This is a genomic window from Sphaerisporangium sp. NPDC049002 (assembly GCF_040649355.1).
Classification (GTDB): domain Bacteria; phylum Actinomycetota; class Actinomycetes; order Streptosporangiales; family Streptosporangiaceae; genus Sphaerisporangium.
On record NZ_JBEZFH010000036.1, the window covers coordinates 24,674 to 43,068 of the forward strand.

General features: G+C 69.4%; 15 protein-coding genes. 12 read left to right on the top strand and 3 right to left on the bottom strand.

Annotated elements, in window-relative coordinates; all coding sequences use genetic code 11:
• The first annotated feature begins 144 nt into the window (after positions 1-144).
• The 6 genes from gatC to AB0B89_RS10670 all read left to right on the top strand — a co-directional run bounded on the left by gatC (position 145) and on the right by AB0B89_RS10670 (position 7,752).
• Entirely contained in the window at positions 145-444 is a 300-nt protein-coding gene (gene gatC / locus AB0B89_RS10645) for an Asp-tRNA(Asn)/Glu-tRNA(Gln) amidotransferase subunit GatC (RefSeq protein ID WP_358550853.1), read from the top strand.
• The gene (gene gatA / locus AB0B89_RS10650) at positions 441-1,931 is read left to right on the top strand and encodes an Asp-tRNA(Asn)/Glu-tRNA(Gln) amidotransferase subunit GatA (RefSeq protein WP_358550855.1); all 1,491 of its coding nucleotides are present in this window, start codon (positions 441-443) and stop codon (positions 1,929-1,931) included. The genes gatC and gatA overlap by 4 nt, the downstream gene beginning before the upstream one ends.
• 17 nt (positions 1,932-1,948) lie before the next feature.
• Entirely contained in the window at positions 1,949-3,280 is a 1,332-nt protein-coding gene (locus AB0B89_RS10655) for an AAA family ATPase (RefSeq protein ID WP_358550857.1), read from the top strand.
• On the top strand, positions 3,280-3,918 hold the full coding sequence (locus tag AB0B89_RS10660) for a DUF4276 family protein (RefSeq protein ID WP_358550859.1): 639 nt from the start codon (positions 3,280-3,282) through the stop codon (positions 3,916-3,918). Before AB0B89_RS10655 ends, AB0B89_RS10660 begins: the two co-directional genes overlap by 1 nt.
• Positions 3,911-5,419: an Asp-tRNA(Asn)/Glu-tRNA(Gln) amidotransferase subunit GatB gene (gatB, locus tag AB0B89_RS10665; protein WP_358550861.1), complete on the top strand. Its 1,509-nt coding sequence runs from the start codon at positions 3,911-3,913 to the stop codon at positions 5,417-5,419. Before AB0B89_RS10660 ends, gatB begins: the two co-directional genes overlap by 8 nt.
• Positions 5,420-5,637: 218 nt before the next feature.
• Positions 5,638-7,752, top strand: a complete 2,115-nt coding sequence (locus AB0B89_RS10670; protein ID WP_358550863.1) for a VanW family protein — start codon at positions 5,638-5,640, stop codon at positions 7,750-7,752.
• A gap of 6 nt (positions 7,753-7,758) precedes the next feature.
• On the opposite strand, the gene AB0B89_RS10675 is transcribed toward AB0B89_RS10670, so the two are convergent.
• A complete protein-coding gene (locus tag AB0B89_RS10675; protein WP_358550865.1) occupies positions 7,759-8,919 on the bottom strand; it encodes a PQQ-dependent sugar dehydrogenase in 1,161 nt (386 codons plus the stop codon).
• Positions 8,920-9,001: 82 nt separating this feature from the next.
• On the opposite strand from AB0B89_RS10675, the gene AB0B89_RS10680 reads away from it, so the two are divergent.
• The 5 genes from AB0B89_RS10680 to ilvC all read left to right on the top strand — a co-directional run bounded on the left by AB0B89_RS10680 (position 9,002) and on the right by ilvC (position 16,432).
• Positions 9,002-9,910 (top strand): 2-hydroxyacid dehydrogenase, encoded by a 909-nt coding sequence (locus AB0B89_RS10680; RefSeq protein WP_358550867.1) that lies wholly within the window; start codon positions 9,002-9,004, stop codon positions 9,908-9,910.
• Between the two features lie 252 nt (positions 9,911-10,162).
• Complete coding sequence (locus AB0B89_RS10685) at positions 10,163-12,808, top strand: EAL domain-containing protein (RefSeq protein WP_358550869.1); 2,646 nt, start codon at positions 10,163-10,165, stop codon at positions 12,806-12,808.
• A gap of 230 nt (positions 12,809-13,038) precedes the next feature.
• Positions 13,039-14,829 carry an acetolactate synthase large subunit gene (locus AB0B89_RS10690; RefSeq protein ID WP_358550871.1) on the top strand — a complete coding sequence of 597 codons (1,791 nt, stop codon included), beginning with the start codon at positions 13,039-13,041 and terminating at the stop codon, positions 14,827-14,829.
• Positions 14,830-14,869: 40 nt separating this feature from the next.
• Entirely contained in the window at positions 14,870-15,394 is a 525-nt protein-coding gene (gene ilvN / locus AB0B89_RS10695; RefSeq protein WP_358550873.1) for an acetolactate synthase small subunit, read from the top strand.
• A 51-nt stretch (positions 15,395-15,445) separates the two neighbouring features.
• Complete coding sequence (gene ilvC / locus AB0B89_RS10700; RefSeq protein ID WP_358550881.1) at positions 15,446-16,432, top strand: ketol-acid reductoisomerase; 987 nt, start codon at positions 15,446-15,448, stop codon at positions 16,430-16,432.
• Between the two features lie 111 nt (positions 16,433-16,543).
• Here ilvC and AB0B89_RS10705 read toward each other — a convergent pair whose 3' ends face one another.
• Together AB0B89_RS10705 and AB0B89_RS10710 are read right to left on the bottom strand one after the other, a co-directional pair.
• Entirely contained in the window at positions 16,544-16,771 is a 228-nt protein-coding gene (locus tag AB0B89_RS10705) for a DUF397 domain-containing protein (protein WP_358550875.1), read from the bottom strand.
• Positions 16,772-16,774: 3 nt separating this feature from the next.
• On the bottom strand, positions 16,775-17,293 hold the full coding sequence (locus AB0B89_RS10710) for a Scr1 family TA system antitoxin-like transcriptional regulator (protein WP_358550877.1): 519 nt from the start codon (positions 17,291-17,293) through the stop codon (positions 16,775-16,777).
• 525 nt (positions 17,294-17,818) lie between these two features.
• On the opposite strand from AB0B89_RS10710, the gene AB0B89_RS10715 reads away from it, so the two are divergent.
• The coding region (locus tag AB0B89_RS10715) for a DUF262 domain-containing protein (protein ID WP_358550879.1) at positions 17,819-18,395 on the top strand (577 nt) is incomplete at its 3' end.

Genomic DNA, 18,395 nt, shown 5'->3' on the forward strand with positions numbered 1-18,395 from the left:
TGGAGATCCCCGGCTACGCGGGGCCCGCGGCCGTCCGACGCGCACATGGCCTCGGAGAACCATGGTTAATGGTTCGGCCACGTTCGGTCACGAGCCCTAGGATGACACTGTCCAATTGCCATCCATGAAACGGGTTAACGACTCATGTCCGCCATAACCCGCGACGAGGTCGCTCACCTCGCCCGGTTGTCCCGGCTGGCGCTGGCCGACACCGAGCTCGACCACTACGCCGCGCAGCTCGATGTCATCATCGGCGCGGTCGCGCGCGTCGCCGAGGTCGCCACCGACGACGTGCCGCCGTCCTCACACGCGCTGCCGCTGACGAACGTCTACCGTCCCGACGAGGCACGGCCCAGCCTGACCCCGGAGCAGGCGCTGGCGGCCGCTCCGGCCGTCGAGGACGACCGTTTCCGCGTCCCGCGCATCCTCGGGGAGGAGGCATGAGCCTCACCCGCAAGACCGCCGCCGAGCTGGGCGCCCTGATGGCCTCCGGCGAGGTCTCCGCCGTCGAGGTGGCCCAGGCGCACCTCGACCGCATCGCCGAGGTCGATCCCAAGGTCAAGGCGTTCCTGCACGTCGCCACCGAATCGGCGCTGGAGCAGGCCCGCGCGGTGGACGCCAGGCGCGCCGCCGGCGAGGAGCTCGGCCCGCTCGCGGGCGTGCCGATCGCGCACAAGGACGTCTTCACGACCAAGGACATGCCGACCACCGCCGGGTCGAAGATCCTCGAAGGCTACCGCCCGCCGTACGACGCGACGGTGACCGCGCGCCTGCGCGAGGCCGGCCTGGTGATCCTCGGCAAGACCAACCTCGACGAGTTCGCGATGGGCTCCTCCACCGAGAACTCCGCGTACGGCCCGTCCCACAACCCGTGGGACCTCGGCCGGATCCCCGGCGGCTCCTCGGGGGGTTCGAGCGCCGCCGTGGCCTCCTACCAGGCCCCGCTGTCCACCGGCACCGACACGGGCGGCTCGATCCGGCAGCCCGCCGCCGTCACCGGCATCGTCGGGATGAAGCCCACCTACGGCGGTTCCTCGCGGTACGGCGTGATCGCCTTCGCCTCCTCACTCGACACCCCGGGCCCGTTCGCCCGCAACGTGCTGGACGCGGCGCTGTTGCACGAGGCCTTCTCCGGCCATGACGTGATGGACACCACCTCGATCCACGCCGAGGTGCCGCCGGTCGTCGAGGCCGCGCGTCGCGGCGATGTCGCGGGGCTGCGCGTCGGCGTGGTCAAGGAGTTCGGCGGCGAGGGCTACCAGCCGGGCGTGCTGGCCCGCTTCCAGGAGGCCGTCGACCTGCTGGAGTCCCTGGGCGCCAAGGTCGTCGAGGTCTCCTGCCCGAGCTTCACCTACGCCCTTCCCGCCTACTACCTCATCGCCCCGTCCGAGGCCTCGTCCAACCTCGCCAGGTTCGACGGCATGCGCTACGGGCTGCGCGTCGGCGACGACGGCACCCATAGCGCCGAGGAGGTCATGGCGCTGACCCGCGCCGCCGGCTTCGGCTCCGAGGTCAAGCGGCGCATCATGATCGGCACCTACGCCCTGTCGAGCGGCTACTACGACGCCTACTACGGCTCGGCGCAGAAGGTCCGCACGCTGATCGCGCGTGACTTCGAGGCCGCGTTCCACCAGGTGGACGTCCTGGTCTCGCCGACCACGCCCACCACCGCGTTCCCGATCGGCGAGCGCGCCGACGACCCGATGGCGATGTACCTCGCCGACCTGTGCACGATCCCCGCCAACCTCGCGGGCAACGCCGCCATCTCGGTGCCGTGCGGCCTCGCCGACGAGGACGGCCTCCCGGTCGGCCTCCAGATCATGGCCCCGGTCCTCGGCGACGAGCGCTGCTACCGCGTGGGCGCCGCTGTGGAGAGGGCCTTCGAGGACCGCTGGGGCGGCGGCCTGCTGTCCCAGGCGCCGACGCTCTAGAGAGGAGGGACGGCGGCATGATCACCCGCATCGAGATCGACGGCTTCAAGTCGTTCGAGAGCTTCGCCCTCGACCTGCCGCCGTTCCTCGCCCTCATCGGCACCAACGCCAGCGGCAAGTCCAACCTGCTGGACGCCCTGACCTTCGTCTCCACGGCGGGCGTTCATGGACTGGACGCCGCCGTGGCCGCGGTTCGCGGCGACGCCCGGAGTCTGTTCCGGAGGCGCGGCGACGGCATTCGAGTGGACAGGATGAGCTTCGCTCTGGAGTTCATCCTGGGAGGGCTACCACAGCACGTGCCCAACCGCTGGCGTTACGAGCTCGATCTCGTTTGGGCCGAGCCCGAAGACGAGCTTGAGGGGATAGCCGTCCGTGGACAGCGACTCGTGGGGCTCTCTGCCGATCAGGACAGGTGGAGAGGTCTCGACGGCATGGCGCCGGAATGGGTCACCAGCGGATTGATCAGACACAAGGCCTCACGGGTCATCGAGATCCCCTCTGAGCTGCCCGCGTCATTCCCGGAGTCTTCGGGCCTGCTGTTGTACATGACGAGGGGGCCCAAGCGGGACAGGTCCGGCGCACAAGCGTCGAACGACCCCTCCTCTCTTTTCTCTGCATTGCTGGTCGAATTCGCGGGGGTTCGGTTCCTTCATCTTGAGGCCGGCGCGCTTCGTCAGCCCAGCGAACTGGGGGGCCCTCGGCACATGACCGCGGCTGGGCGTGACCTGCCCAACTACCTGCGGCACCTGGCCAGGGAAACCGGCTCGAAGAGTTGGCCGCTGGGAGTGGTCGGCGAGATAAAAATGCATCTCGTCGGCCTCGTGAGGGAGGTAAGCGACTTCGCCATCCTCGAAGACGAGCGCCGCAGGGATGTGCGGCTGGAGTTCTCGTCGCCGTATGAGCAGGGGCTAGGGGCCGACCTGGCCTCCGACGGCACGCTGCGAATGCTGGCCATCCTGGCGGTCCTTCATGATCACGGGACCATGGCCGTCGAGGAGCCGGAGAACGGCGTCTTCCCTGAACGGCTGCGGCAGTTGCTCGGCCTGGCCCAAGGTCTGGTGACCGATCTGCGCGAGCCTCCGGAGCGCGACGATGACGGATCTTCTGTCCGTTATCGTCAGGCGATCTTCACCAGCCATTCGCCGGTGGTGCTCGACGCGGTGCCGTACGCGAACATCGCGTTCCTCGACATGACCACCGTTCTCGAAGACGGGAAGGCCAGCAGGGTGAGCCGTGTGAGATGGCTCAGAGAGGGCGGCGGCCCCGTGAGGGTCGAGGGCGAGCGGTGGCCCCGGGTCACCGATTCGGAGCTGAACAGGTTCCGGGCCGGTTTGGAGGAACCGGTCTGATGCGGAGTCTGAGCTGTGTGCTCGTCAGGGAAGGCATCTCGGACGACTGGTACCTGCCGATCCTGCTGCGCCGGGCGCTTGAGGTCATGGTCGTCGAGCGTTTCCCCGGCTGCCGGGAGGTCCAGGAGGTCAGGAGTCTGCCAGAGGCGGGCAACCAGCATCCCGACCCTGTGCTGAAGTCCCTGGAGCAGGAGCGCGGCACCTTCGACGTGGTGCTTTTTCACCACGATGGGGCTCCGGCCGCCAAGTCGGATGAGGTCATCGGGAGGATGCGGAAGACGTGGGAGGACAGCACGTTCACAGAGCCCCTCGTGGCGGTCGTGCCGGTGCGCGAGACCGAGGCGTGGCTGCTCGCCGACTACGGGGCCCTGGTCAAGGTGCTGGGCCGCCAGAGACTGGCGGCCAGACTCGTCTCAGGTCCGGCCGTGGAGTCCTGCCGTGATCCCAAGGCGGTCCTGGAGGGGCTGCTGAAGGACGAGGCCGGGATGAATCCCGGCAGGCGTGGCGTGCTTCGCGGCTTCTTCGTGTCGGTGGCGGAGACCGCTGACATCAGTGAAATGAGGAAGGTGCCTGCCTTCCGGCAATGGTGGAATGACATGATCGAAGCTCTGGAAGGATTGGGTTACCAGCATGGTTGAAACGGCGACCGTCATGCCGTACGACGAGGCGCTTGAGCGTTTCGCGCCGGTGATCGGCCTGGAGACCCACGTCGAGCTGGGCACGACGTCCAAGATGTTCTGCGGGTGCCCGACCACGTTCGGCGCGCCGGCGAACACCCACGTCTGCCCGGTCTGCCTCGCGCTGCCCGGCGCGCTGCCGGTGGCGAACGACAAGGCCATCGAGTCGACGATCCGCATCGGCCTGGCGCTGAACTGCACCATCGCCGAGTGGTGCCGCTTCGCCCGGAAGAACTACTTCTATCCGGACATGCCGAAGAACTACCAGATCAGCCAGTACGACGAGCCGCTGTGCGTCAACGGGTACCTCGACGTCGAGGTGGGCGGCGAGACGGTCAGGGTCGAGATCGAGCGGGTCCACCTGGAGGAGGACACCGGCAAGTCCACGCACGTGGGCGGCGCCACGGGCCGCATCCAGGGCGCCGACTACTCGATCGTCGACTACAACCGGGCGGGCATCCCCCTCGTGGAGATCGTCACCAAGCCCGTCGAGGGCACCGACCGGCTCGCCCCCGAGGTCGCCAAGGCGTACGTCACCGAGTTGCGCGAGGTGATGCGCACTCTGGGCGTCTCCGACGTGCGCATGGAGGAAGGCTCCATGCGGTGCGACGTCAACGTCTCGCTCATGCCCCGGGGGTCGAGCGTGTGGGGCACCCGCACCGAGACCAAGAACGTCAACTCGCTGCGAAGCGTCGAGCGGGCGGTGCGCGGCGAGATCGAGCGGCAGGCGGCGATCCTCGCCGACGGCGGCAGGATCGTCCAGGAGACCCGCCACTTCCACGAGGACACCGGCGCGACCACGCCCGGCCGGTCCAAGGAGGAGGCGCAGGACTACCGCTACTTCCCCGAGCCCGACCTGCTGCCGATCGCCCCGACCCCCGAGTGGGTCGAGGAGCTGCGGTCCGAGCTTCCCGAGCTGCCGACCGTGCGGCGCAGGCGGCTCCAGGCCGAGTGGGGCGTCTCCGACCTCGACATGGCCGCGATGCACAACGCCGACGCCATCGGCCTGGTGGAGGCGACGGTCACGGCCGGCGTGCCCGCGGCCGACGCGCGCAAGTGGTGGATGGGCGAGCTGGCGCGGCGCGCCAACGAGGCAGGCACCTCCCTCGCCGACCTGCCGATCACGCCCGCGCAGATCGTGCGGGTCGTCGAGCTGGTGGCGTCCGGCGCGCTGAACGACAAGCTGGCCCGCCAGGTGCTCGAAGGCGTGCTCGCGGGGGAGGGCTCCCCTGACGAGGTCGTCGAGGCGCGCGGCCTGCGCATCGTCAGCGACGAGGGCGAGCTGTCCTCGATCATCGACCAGGTGCTCTCCTCGAACGCCGACGCGGCCGACAAGGTGCGCTCCGGCAAGATCGCCGCGGTGGGCGCGCTGGTCGGCGGTGTGATGAAGGCCAGCCGTGGCAAGGCCGACGCCGGCCGTGCCCGCGAGCTGATCCTGGAGAAGCTCGGCGTTTCCGAGTAACACCCCGGCCGTACGGCCGGGCGCACGGGCTCCGCGCACGTTCGCGGGGCCCGTCGTGCCGTCCGGGGCCCGCCGTACCCCCTCGTACTTAGTACGTGTACAAGCGGGAATTCTCTATACCTGGGACTGGATTCATCCAAAGATGTAGAGGAATTTGCGAGTGATGTTGGTTTAGGGTGATGCGGGGGAACCGGTACGGAGCGGGAGGAGACGAGGGCGTGCGGAACGCCGGAGCGTCCATCGACCCGCCGCCCGACCCGTTCGCGGCGGTGCGTCCAGACTCCCCCGTCGCATTGCCCGTCGACCGCCAGTATTCGAGGGACAGTACGCCCGCGCGTCCCGCGGGCGGGCGCAAGAAGCTTCCCCCAGGCGTTTCGCCCCTGCCGCCCGGCGTGTCGCCCGACATCTTCGCGCGGACGCCGCCGTCCGGGATCGGCGGGCCGGGCCAATCGGTGACCCTGCCTCCTCCCGCGCCTCCGGCCGAACCGTGGCCCATGACCGCGAACGTGCGGCTGCGCAGGAGCGCCGACGATCCGGCGGTCGAGCCCTCGGTCGTCATCCTGCCCGAGCCGTCCGAGCCTCGAAGCAGGTTACGGGTCTTCCTGATCCTCACGGGCGGGCTCGCCTTCCTCTTCCTGCTCGCTTACGCGATCCCCGCCACGTACATGTGGGGCAGGGTGCTGCCCGGCACGCACGTCGCGGACGTACACATCGGGAGCCTGACCGAGACCGAGGCGATCGACCGCATCCACCAGCGCTTCGACGGCAACGACCACGAAGCCGTCGGCCTCATGCTGGACGGCCGGCGGGTGGGGGCGCTCGACCCGCGCGACGCGGGGCTGACGATCGACGTGGAGGCCACGGTCGCCGACGCCAAGACCGGGTTCCCCAGTCCCCTCGCCGTCTGGCATTCGCTCACCGGAGATCGCGTCCTGCCGCTCCGGATCTCCACGAACTCCGCCAAGCTGAGCCAGCGGGTGCGCAAGATCGCCAAGCAGGTCGACCGGCCCGCCCACGAGGGGGCGATCGTCTACAAGGGAACGACCCCGCAGATCATCCCTCCCAAGGAGGGCGTCGTCCTCGACCAGAGGGCCACGGGGGAGGCGATCAAGCGGGCCTTCGTCAACGCCCCCGCCTCGGTGTCGCTGCCGGTGATCCCCGTACGTCCGAGGGCGGGCAAGGCCGCGTTCGACGGCCATCTGGAGATGGCGCGACGGGCGGTGTCGGCGCCGATCGTCCTGGCGAACGGCAGCAGGCGGGTGACTCTCTCCCCGCCGGTCATCGCCGCCCACCTGAGCTTCGCGGCCGACCAGCGCGGGGTGGTACGACCCCGGTTCGACGCCTGGACGGCCGCGGCGGGCCTTTCGACCAGGCTTGTCGGCGTCGCCGAGACACCGCGAGAGGCGGGGTTCGTCATCGAGGGCGGCGCGCCGAAGCTCGTACACGCCCGCACGGGCAAGGGCGTCGACGCCGCCAAGCTCGCCGCCGCGGTGGCCGACGTGGTCACGGGGGGCGGAAGCCGTACGATCCCGGTCTCCCTCGCCATCACCCAGCCTCTCCTCACCGACGAGGCCGCCATGAAGCTCGGCGTGAAGGAGCAGATCGGTTTCTTCACGACGTACTTCCCGTGCTGCGCCGCCAGGGTGACCAACATCCACAAGGCCGCCGACCTCGTGGACGGCCGGCTGGTGAAGCCGGGGGAGACGTTCTCGCTGAACGAGGTCGTCGGGAAGCCGGACGCCGCGCGCGGGTTCGTCCCCGCGCAGGCCATCGAGGACGACCGCCTGGTCATCGCCGTCGGCGGAGGCGTCTCCCAGCTCGCGACCACCATGTACAACGCGGCGTACACCGCCGGCATGGAGGACGTCGAGCACACCGCGCACGCGTTCCACGTCTCGCGCTACCCCCCCGGGCGGGACGCGGCGGTGTCGTATCCCGACACCGACCTGCGGTGGAGGAACGACACGGAGCACGGCGTCCTGGTCGAAGCCTCCTACAGCGCCACTTCCGTGACCGTGACCCTGTGGAGCACCAAGCGGTACGACCGGATCGACGTAGAGACCTCCGAGCGGTCCGACGTGACCCAGCCGGAGAGCAAGTCCGACAGCGACCCCGGTTGCCTCCCGATGGAGGGCGCGCCGGGATTCACCGTCACGGTCACCCGGGTCTTCTACGAGGACGGCGAGGTCGTCAAGCGCGACCGGCCCGAGACCACGGTGTACGAGCCGCAGGCGAAGGTGACCTGCGTACACGCGCGCACGACCCCGATCGCAGGGTCCGCCGGGCGCGAGAGTCCGAGCCCGGACACCATCGTGGAGCCGCTGCCGGGGTGACCCCCCTCAGCTCATGGGGATGATCAGGATGCGGTCGTCGCCCTCCCTGGGGGAGCCCCGCCCGTCCTTGTTGCTGGTCGACACGTACAGGTTGCCGTCCGGCGCCGCCGCGACGGCCCGCAGCCGGCCGAACCGGCCCTCGTACCGGGGGATGGGCTTGCCCACCTGGCCGGAGGCGGACAGCGGGATCTGCCACAGCCGCGTCCCGCGCAGCGCCGCCACCCACAGCGACCCGCCCGCGTAGGCCATGCCGGACGGGGACGACTCGTCGGTGGACCAGGTCAGCAGGGGGTCGACGTACTGCTTCTGGCCGCCGAAGCCCTCCACCGCGGGCCAGCCGTAGTTCCTGCCCTTCTTGATCAGGTTGACCTCGTCGTAGGTGTTCTGGCCGAACTCCGAGGCGTACATGCGGCCGGAGGGGTCGAAGGCCATGCCCTGGACGTTGCGGTGGCCGTAGCTCCAGATCACGTTCTGGAACGGGTTGCCGGGGGCGGCCTTCCCGTCGGTGGTCATGCGAAGGATCTTGCCGCCCAGCGAGCCGAGGGCCTGGGCGAGGGGACGGTCGCCGGTCTCGCCCGTCGAGGCGTACAGGTACCCGTCGGGGCCGAACGCGAGCCGCCCGCCGTTGTGGATGCTTCCCTTGGGGATGCCGCTGAGGATCGTCTCGGGGTCCTTCAGGCCGCCGTCGTAGCGGTAGCGCACGATGCGGTTCTCGGTCGCCGCCGTGAAGTACACGAAGACATGGTGATCCTGCGTGAACTTCGGGGAGACCGCGACGCCGAGCAGGCCGCCCTCCCCGCTCGCGGACACGCCGTCGACCACCCCCACCGGGCTGGTCTCCCCGGCCGGGGTCACCCGCAGCAGGCGCGCGGAGTCGCGTTCGGTCACCAGCGCGTCGCCGCCGGGCAGGAACGCGATCGCCCACGGCACGGACAGCCCCTCGACGAGCGTCCGGGGCTCCCCCGGCTCCTTCTGGGGAAGGGAACTCGCCGGAGGGGACGGTGTGCCGCCCTCCTCGCCGCCTCCGCGCGCCGCCGTCCCGGGGGTGCATCCGGCCACCAGCGCCACCGCCGTGATCGCGGCGAACGCCCGCCGGGCGACCGCGGCGCGCCAGTGGGTGGTGGCTCGGGGCTCGATATCGCGGGAACAAAAGGTTCGGTTCGACATAGTGGACCTCCTCCGTGACTCCATACTGGTGCCGGCGTCACGAGGTTCCCGGCCCAGTAGGGGGTCGTTAGGCTTGACGGTCATGAAGATTTGGGCTCCCTCGCAGGCCGTCGTCGAAGTTCTGACCGATCTGCCCGACGTCGACTGCGTCCTGTACGACGGTGGCCCGCGGCCGCCCGAGGGGGCCGAGGAGATCGAGGTCTGGGTTCCCCCTCTGGTGCCCCCGCGCCAGACCCCGGAGCTCCTTGGCCGCATGGCCAAGCTGCGTCTGCTGCAGACCGTCACGGCGGGCGTGGAGGCCTACCGCCCGCACCTGCCCGACGGGGTCGTCCTGTGCAACGCGCGGGGCGTGCACGAGGCCGGGACCGCCGAGTGGGCCGTGGGCGCGATGATCGCGGTGCTGCGCGACTTCCCCGCCTTCACCGGCGCCCAGCGCCGGGGCGAGTGGGCCTACCGCTACACCAGCGCCCTGGCCGACGCGACCGTGCTGATCGTCGGGTACGGCTCCATCGGCCAGGCCCTGGAGCGTCGCCTCGACGGGTTCGAGGTCGACGTCGTACGGGTGGCGAGCACCGCCCGTGAGGGCGTCCACGGGCAGGACGAGCTTCCCGCCCTGCTGCCGGAGGCCGATGTGGTGGTGCTGCTCGTGCCCTCCACCCCGGGCACGGCGGGCCTGGTGGACGCCGCGTTCCTCGCGAGGATGAAGGACGGCGCGGTGCTGGTCAACGCGGCCAGGGGCCCCGTGGTCGACACCGGCGCGCTCGTCGCCGAGCTCCAGCGGGGCCGGATCAGGGCCGCGCTCGACGTGACCGACCCCGAGCCCCTTCCCGAGGGACATCCGCTCTGGACGGCTCCGGGAGTCTTCATCACGCCGCACGTGGCCGGCAGCACGCCCGCCTCGATCCGGCGCGTGCGCAAGCTCGTACGGTCTCAGATGCTGAGATATTTGTCCGGGGAGCCGCTGAACAACGTGATCACGGGGTCCTACTGACACGCTTGACATGTCTTTCTGACTCGGACCGATAGGAAAGCAAACCCAGACCGTGGCTGCCTCGTGACCTCCGCTGCGTACCGTGAATCTCACCACGCGAACCGTTCGCGGGCACCACGGCGGTTATCAGATCGGTGACGACTGGGCGGTTGTCGCCCCTTCCGCCGCCGGGCGGGCGCGACACTGGCGACGTGACAGGGATGAGCCGCATGGGCGACGACGTTGAACGGCCTTCGTGACCCAAGGGTCCCGTTGACCGCCGCCGCCGGGCTCGGCGCGGTGGGCCTCGCGGCTGCCCTTCTCGTCGGCGGGTCCTCCACCGTCGTCACCGCGGTCGCGGGAGTGGTGGCGGGACTCCTCGCCGTCGTCTCGCTGTTCGTGGCGGCCATACGCACCGCCCCGCCTCCCCCCTCCTCGTCCTGGCGCTGGCTCGCCGGGGGGGCGATCACCTGGCTGGCGGGCGTCGGCCTGCGGCCGATCGCCGAGGGCACACCCTTCGTGCTGACCTTCGCCGACGTCCTGCTGCTCGTGGGCACCCTGCTGCTCGCCATCGGATGCGGCGTCAGCGTGGGGCGTCCCGCGTACGGCAGGTCGCTGCTCCACTACGTCTCCAGCGCTTACGTGAGCGCCGCGTCCCTCTTCACGATCTGCTGGGTCGTGCTGCTCGCGCCCGCCTACGCCAAGGCCGAGGAGCCGAGCACGCTGGCCCTGCCCGTGGTGTGCCTGCTCATGACCTGTGCCGTGGCCCCCGCCGTGCTGGCCGCCCGCTCCGGCGGACGGCGGGCGGGCATGGCCGCGCTCGCCGTGCTCGCGGCGATCACCGTCGGGGAGCTGGCCACGGCCCTCGGGCGGCTGACCGCGGGCGGCACCCCGCCGCTCGTCGCGGGCATGTTGGCCTCGGTCACCTTCCTGCTGCTCGCCGCCACGCCCTGGGCGAGCCGCGCCTGCGCCAAGCCGGTACGGTCCGCGCCCTCCTCCGTGGTCGACGGCGCGCCGCTGGCCCTGGCGGGCGTCGCCGCCGTCGTCCTGGTCGTACGCGTGCTCGCGGGCCGGCCCGACGACCCGGTGCCGGTGCTGCCGATCGTCGCGGGCTCGGTCGTGGCCGTGCTCCTCGCCCGGGTGTTCGTGCTGGCCCTGGAGACCGCGAGCATGCGCGGCACCGTGGAGTCGGGCGAGCGGCGGCTCATGCACCTCGCCGAGAGCGCCGGCGACCTCGTCCTCGTCTGCGACCCCGAGGGGGTCGTCCGCGAGATGGGGTCCGGGGTCGAGGAGCTTTACGGCTACCGCCCGGAGGATCTGGTCGGCACCTCGATCTTCGACTACGTGCATTCGGAGGACGCTCCCGCCGTCCAGGCGGCGCTGCGGGCGATGTCGGCCGATGAGGAGTCCTCCGCCGACCGCCAGAGCGCCTGCAGGGTCGCCTGCCGGGTACGCGCGGCCGACGGCACCTGGTGCCCCGCGGAGTCCGTCGCCACCCGGCACCCGCGCGAGGGCGAGGATCTCGTCCTCATCTCCACGCGCGACGTCAGCGACCAGGTCGCCCTGCGCAACCAGGTAGCCCACCTGACCTTCCACGACGGTGTGACCGGCCTGCCCAACCGCGCCTACTTCGAGGAGCGCACCCGCGAGGTGCTCGCCCGCAGGGGCACGGGGCGCACGGCCGTGGTCTTCGTCGACCTCGACGGGTTCACCGGCGTCAACGACTCCGTGGGCCACGCCAGCGGCGACTACCTGCTCAGCCAGGCGGCCCGGCGGCTGCGCGCGGCCGTACGCGCGGACGACACGCTGGCCCGCTGGGGCGGCGACGAGTTCGCGGTGCTCCTGGAGTCGGGCAGCTCGGGCGGGTTTGGCGCGTCGGGGAGCTCGGGCACGGCGGACGCGCAGATCGCCATCGACCTCGCCGAGCGGCTGGTGCGCGCGGTGTCCTCAGAGCCCTTCCGGGTGGCCGACCGCGACATCGCGCTGACCGCCAGCGTCGGGGTGGCGTTCGCCGAGGACGGCGTCCCCGCCGGCGACCTCATCCGCAACGCCGACGTGGCGATGGCCAGGGCCAAGGAGCTCGGCGGGCGCCGGGTCGAGGTGTTCGCCGCCCACATGCACGCCGACGTCGTACGGCGGCTTGAGCTGGCCGCCGACCTCCAGCGCGCGCTGCTCGCCAACCAGTTCGCCGTGGAGTACCAGCCGGTGGTCGACCTCGCGACGTCGCGGGTGACGGCGGTGGAGGCCCTGGTGCGCTGGTGGCGGGGGAGCACGTTCGTCCCTCCCCAGCAGTTCCTCGGCGCCGCCGAGGACACCGGGCTGATCGTCCCCCTGAGCGAGTGGATCCTGCGGGAGGCCTGCCGCGAGGTCGCCGGCTGGCGGGCGTCGTCGTGGGACATCGGGCTCTCGCTCAACCTGTCCAGCCGCCAGATCACCGATCCCCGGTTCGTCGAGACCGTCGAGGAGGCCCTCGCCGAGAGCGGCCTGCCCGCGAGCGCCCTGACCCTCGAAGTCATCGAGGAGATGCTCGTCGAGGACGCAGAGGAGATCATCAACCGCCTGTCGGAGCTGCGCGCTCTCGGCGTGCGGCTCGCGATCGATGACTTCGGCACCGGGTACGCGTCCCTCGCCCTGCTCCGCAGGCTGCCCGTCGACATGATCAAGATCGACCCGTCGTTCGTCTCAGGTCTCGGCCGCGATGAAACGCTCACCCTGCTCACCCGCACGATCGTGCGGCTCGGCCACGATCTCGGGCTGATCGTCGTGGCCGAGGGCATCGAACGTCCCGAGCAGCTTGAGCTCCTGCGTGAGATGGGCTGCACCCGAGGTCAGGGCTATCTGGTGGCCAGGCCCATGGCGGCGAGAGGGGTCGACTCGCTGATGCGTACGAGCCTGTCGCCACTCCAGAACACCGCTTAGCTTTCTCCCTCCGAGATCCCATATTGTGAGACATGTGTCCGGGGATTTGACACGTCGGATGTGTCAGGGGCTATCGTTGCGGCATGCGTATCACTGGGGACCTCATCGCCGGGCTCTCGCGAGCCTGGCTTGACGGTGTAGTACTTCGCCGGCGCGCGGGTCGCTGACGAAGAGTCCCCAGCCTGCGCGCCAGCCCCAGCACCGCCATACCGGCGGGCGGGGCATTTTTTATGGCCACACCCAGCTCAGCCACGCAAGGAAACGAGCCGATGACCGAAGAGATGACAGGTGCGCAGGCCCTCGTCCGGGCACTGGAACAGGTCGGGGTCGACACGGTGTTCGGGATCCCCGGCGGTGCCATCCTGCCCGCCTACGACCCGCTCTACGACTCCACCAAGCTCAGGCACGTGCTCGTACGTCACGAGCAGGGTGCCGGCCACGCAGCCGAGGGGTACGCCCAGGCGACCGGGCGCGTCGGGGTGTGCATGGCCACCAGTGGTCCCGGCGCCACCAACCTCGTGACCGCCATCTCCGACGCCTACATGGACTCGGTGCCGATCGTCGCGATCACCGGCCAGGTCGCGTCTCCTCTGATCGGCACGGACGCCTTCCAGGAAGCCGACATCTCCGGCATCACCATGCCGATCACCAAGCACAACTTCCTGGTCACCGACGCCGACGACATCCCCCGGATCATCGCCGAGGCATTCCACATCGCCTCAACCGGTCGTCCGGGCCCCGTGGTGGTCGACATCTCCAAGGACGCGCTCCAGGCGAAGACCACCTTCGCGTGGCCGCCCACGATGCGCCTGCCCGGCTACCGTCCGGTCACCCGGCCGCACTCCAAGCAGATCAGGGAGGCCGCGCGCCTGATGGTCGAGGCCAAGCGGCCGGTGCTCTACGTCGGCGGCGGCGTGCACAAGGCGCGGGCGTCGGCCGAGCTGGCCGAGCTGGCCGAGCTGACCGGCATCCCCGTGGTCACCACGCTGACGGCCAGGGGCACCTTCCCCGACAGCCACCGGCTGCACCTCGGCATGCCCGGCATGCACGGCACGGTCGCGGCCGTCGGCGCCCTCCAGCGCAGCGATCTGATCGTCGCCCTCGGCACGCGCTTCGACGACCGTGTGACCGGTCGGCTCGACAGCTTCGCCCCGCACGCCAAGGTGATCCACGCCGACATCGACCCGGCCGAGATCTCCAAGAACCGCCACGCGGACGTCCCGATCGTGGGCGACTGCCGGGAGGTCCTCACCGACCTGGTCGCGGCCGTCGAGCACGAGCACACCGAGGGTCGCGCCGGCGACTACGCCGCCTGGTGGACCCTGCTCCAGGGCTACAAGGACACCTACCCCCTCGGGTACGACCAGGCCGAGGACGGCTCGCTGTCCCCGCAGTACGTCATGGAGCGGCTCAGCGAGATCGTCGGGCCGGACGCCTACTACCTGGCGGGCGTGGGCCAGCACCAGATGTGGGCCGCGCAGTTCGTCAAGTACGAGATCCCCGGCACGTTCATCAACTCGGGCGGCGCGGGCACCATGGGCTTCGCGGTCCCGGCCGCGATGGGCGCCAAGATGGGCCGGCCCGAGGCCACGGTGTGGGCCATCGACGGCGACGGCTGCTTCCAGATGACCAACCAGGAGCTCGCCACCTGTGCCATCGAGGGCGTGCCGATCAAGGTGGCCGTCATCAACAACGGCAACCTCGGCATGATCAGGCAGTGGCAGACGCTGTTCTACAACGAGCGCTACTCGAACTCCGACCTGAAGACGGTCCGTCGCATCCCCGACTTCGTGAAGCTGGCGGACGCGTACGGTTGTGTCGGCCTGCGGTGCGAGCGGCCAGAGGACGTCGACGCGACGATCCGCAAGGCCATGGAGATCAACGACGTGCCCGTGGTCATCGACTTCGTCGTCCACAAGGACGCCATGGTCTGGCCCATGGTCGCGGCGGGCACCGGCAACTACGAGATCAAGATCGCACGGGACATGGCTCCCGTGTGGGACAACGAGGAGCTGCTGTGAGCCGCTTCGCACGCCTGACGGGTTTCGCGGGAGGGAACGCATGAGCCGCCACACGCTGTCGGTTCTCGTCGAGAACAAGCCGGGCGTCCTCGCCCGGGTCGCCTCGCTGTTCAGCAGGCGGGGCTTCAACATCGACTCGCTGGCCGTCGGGCCGACGGAGCACGCCGACGTCTCGCGGATGACCATCGTCGTCAGCGTCGCCGAGCTTCCGCTGGAGCAGGTCACGAAGCAGCTCAACAAGCTGGTCAACGTGATCAAGATCGTCGAGCTCGACTCCTCCCAGTCCGTGCAGCGGGAGCTGACGCTGATCAAGGTCAGGGCCGACGCCGAGACGCGCGGCAACGTGCTGGAGCTCGTGCAGCTCTTCCGCGCCCGCTGCGTGGACGTCGCCACGGACGCGGTGACCATCGAAGTCACCGGCACGCCGGACAAGCTCGACGCCTTCATCAGGGTGCTGGAGCCGTTCGGCATCAAGGAGCTCGTCCAATCGGGCATGGTGGCCATCGGCCGCGGCGCCCGTTCCATCACCGACCGCTCGCTCCGGGCCCTGGACCGCAGCGCTTGAGCGCGCGGGCGCGAGCCGTACGAAATCACGAAAGGCAAGCTAGTGACTGAGATCTTCTACGACGACGACGCCGACCTGTCGATCATCCAAGGTCGGCACGTGGCCGTGCTCGGGTACGGCAGCCAGGGCCACGCCCACGCGCTGTCGCTCCGGGACTCCGGCGTGGATGTCCGGGTGGGCCTGCCCGAGGGCTCCAAGAGCCGCGAGAAGGCCGAGAACGACGGCCTGCGCGTCGTCAGCCCGGGGGAGGCGGCCGAGGAGGCCGACCTCATCATGATCCTCGCGCCCGACCACATCCAGCGTCACCTCTACGCCGAGCACGTCGCGCCGAACCTCGTCGAGGGCGACGCGCTGTTCTTCGGGCACGGCCTCAACATCCGCTACGGCCTCATCGACGCGCCCGAGGGCGTCGACGTCGCCATGGTGGCGCCCAAGGGCCCGGGCCACCTGGTCCGCCGGCAGTTCACCGCCGGTCGCGGCGTCCCGGTCCTGGTCGCCGTCGAGAAGGACGCGACCGGCGACGCCTGGCCGCTGGTGCTCTCGTACGCCAAGGCCATCGGCGGCACCCGCGCCGGCGCGCTCAAGACGACCTTCACCGAGGAGACCGAGACCGACCTGTTCGGCGAGCAGGCCGTGCTGTGCGGCGGCGTGTCCGAGCTGATCAAGACCGGCTTCGAGACGCTGATCGAGGCCGGCTACCAGCCCGAGGTCGCCTACTTCGAGTGCCTCCACGAGATGAAGCTCATCGTCGACCTCATGTACGAGGGCGGCATCTCCAAGATGTACTGGTCGGTCTCCGACACCGCCGAGTACGGCGGCTACTCGCGCGGGCCGCGCGTCGTCACCTCCGAGACCAAGAAGGAGATGGAGCGCATCCTCGGCGAGATCAAGTCGGGTGAGTTCGCCCGCGAGTTGGTCGAGGAGTTCGACGGCGGCCAGAGCAACTTCCGCAAGTACCGCGAGGAGCTGGCCGAGCACTCCATCGAGAAGACCGGCGCCAAGCTCCGCCCGATGATGAGCTGGCTCAAGGAGAAGTAACCCTCCTCGGCCATTCCGCGTGACAGTGATCGCCCGAGCCCAGCTCGGGCGATCACTGTTTCCGGCTCGACCTTCAGCTTGTCTTCGGTGATAGATCCGGCGGCCCAGGGTCTACGGACGGAGTAGACCCTCCCGAAGCGCACCGGCGAACGACGCCCACTCGTCCGCCGAGAGGATCAACACTGGGCCGACACGGTTCTTCGAGTCGCCTACGGCCACATCACCGTTGGCCAGGGCGGCGACTTCGACACAGTTGCTGTTGTCACCGCTGTGGCTGCTCTTACGCCATCTGACCTGAAGCTCAGTGGCAGATCGTCCGCTCAGTTGTTCCACACGCACTTCCTACAGTTCGCCGGCTACTGCGGAGATCAGCTTCATCGACTCTTCTGTCGGTAGTGCAGACGCCCGCAGATGGTCAAATGCCAGCGTATATCTACCGACCTCTTCTTCGGTTTCGAGATACAGCCCTCCTGTGAGGTTCTCCAGGAAGACGACCTTGCCCAGCCCCGGCTGCGGGAACTCAAGAACGACGTACGGGCCGTACATGCCGGTCGACGCGCCGGCGGAGAAGGGCAGGACCTGGATGGTGATGTTGGGTCGTGCCGCCATCTCACGGAGATGTCGGAGTTGACCCCGACTTCGTATAGCCATCTGGGACCACCGCCGCGCGCGGCGGGGCGCAGGGTGAGGTAGGCGAGGTCGGCCTTGTCGATGACCGCCATGGCACCCCAGCCGAACTGGGGCTTGACCATACTGCTGTCGATGGCTGAGCGTTGCACGGGCATCCGGCTCAGGCTGCAGGTGAGCCACAGGTCCAGCCACTTGAACGACTCCGCCACACCGAACAGCACGCCCGTCCATGCCTCGCTGGGAAGTGGCCGAGTACTTCCGCGAGGGCTGCCGCGTCGACCGCCTGCTCTTGGTGGGCTTGGAGGATGACGGTCCGGTCTTCGGTCAGCGGGAGGGTACGCCGGGCGTCTGGACGAGATCGACCACCCATTGGTCCGCAAGGCGTCCGCTCAGTTCGCCGGGGACAGCGCCCGGCAGCGCATCGTCTCGGTGGATGACAACGAGCTGTTGAAAGTCAAGATCCATCGATGGCGGGGAGCTGTCCGCACGGCAGGCCTCGATGATCACTCGCTGGAACCGCGATCACGTCTGGTCTGTCGAGGACGCACGTCGGCTGTCGGAATCTCTGGGGCACCTCACCCGCGCGTACGAGGACTGGTACGGATGCCTGCCGATCCATGGCGGCTTGCAGTCCACCAACATCATCCAGGCTCGCGGTGCAACAGCGATGTGCTAGCGCGGGTGACCTGGATACTGTTGGATCACGACGCCTGATATGGCGGTGGCTCATCGCAGGGAAGGATCAGCGGAATCGGCGTGAGCGGGGAAGAGCAGCTTGACATACCGGTGGAGTACGACTTCAGGGGCTTGAGTACGGGTGTCGAGGCGGAAGAGGAACCGCTGGACGGCCTGATCCACGAGCCGTTCGATCCGGCCAAGATCGACGTTCAGACGCGAAACATGACAGTCGACCTGCTACTGGCGCGGCTCCGGCGTGGAGTCCTCGATCTCGCGCCCGACTTTCAGCGTTTTGCTGGCATCTGGAGCGAGGTCGCTCAGAGCAAGCTCATCGAATCGCTGCTGCTCCGCATACCGTTGCCAACACTTTATGCCGCCGAAAGCGGTGAGGACCGCTGGGTGATCGTCGACGGCATCCAGCGACTCACCACCATCGCGCGCTTCATCGCGCCAGAGTTGATCAATGACGAGCCCTTGACGCTTCGCGGTCTGGAGTATCTGCAGCAGTACGACGGTTGCAGGTACTTTGAACTTCCCGGCGGGCTCAAGACCAGGATAGATGTCACCGGCCTGTCGCTCAAGGCCGACGGGCTCGATGTGCTCCCGGGCACGGTGACCCACCTCGGGTCGCTGTACTCCGGCGTGCCCCTGACCG

Excerpts from the sequence above, each read along its gene's own strand:
- gatC (WP_358550853.1), top strand. The coding sequence starts at position 145 with ATGTCCGCCATAACCCGCGACGAGGTCGCTCACCTCGCCCGGTTGTCC.
- gatB (WP_358550861.1), top strand. The coding sequence starts at position 3,911 with ATGGTTGAAACGGCGACCGTCATGCCGTACGACGAGGCGCTTGAGCGT.
- AB0B89_RS10690 (WP_358550871.1), top strand. The coding sequence starts at position 13,039 with ATGGCCACACCCAGCTCAGCCACGCAAGGAAACGAGCCGATGACCGAA.
- AB0B89_RS10655 (WP_358550857.1), top strand. The coding sequence starts at position 1,949 with ATGATCACCCGCATCGAGATCGACGGCTTCAAGTCGTTCGAGAGCTTC.
- ilvN (WP_358550873.1), top strand. The coding sequence starts at position 14,870 with ATGAGCCGCCACACGCTGTCGGTTCTCGTCGAGAACAAGCCGGGCGTC.
- gatA (WP_358550855.1), top strand. The coding sequence starts at position 441 with ATGAGCCTCACCCGCAAGACCGCCGCCGAGCTGGGCGCCCTGATGGCC.
- AB0B89_RS10660 (WP_358550859.1), top strand. The coding sequence starts at position 3,280 with ATGCGGAGTCTGAGCTGTGTGCTCGTCAGGGAAGGCATCTCGGACGAC.
- AB0B89_RS10710 (WP_358550877.1), bottom strand. The coding sequence starts at position 17,293 with ATGGACGGGCGTGCTGTTCGGTGTGGCGGAGTCGTTCAAGTGGCTGGA.
- AB0B89_RS10675 (WP_358550865.1), bottom strand. The coding sequence starts at position 8,919 with ATGTCGAACCGAACCTTTTGTTCCCGCGATATCGAGCCCCGAGCCACC.
- AB0B89_RS10680 (WP_358550867.1), top strand. The coding sequence starts at position 9,002 with ATGAAGATTTGGGCTCCCTCGCAGGCCGTCGTCGAAGTTCTGACCGAT.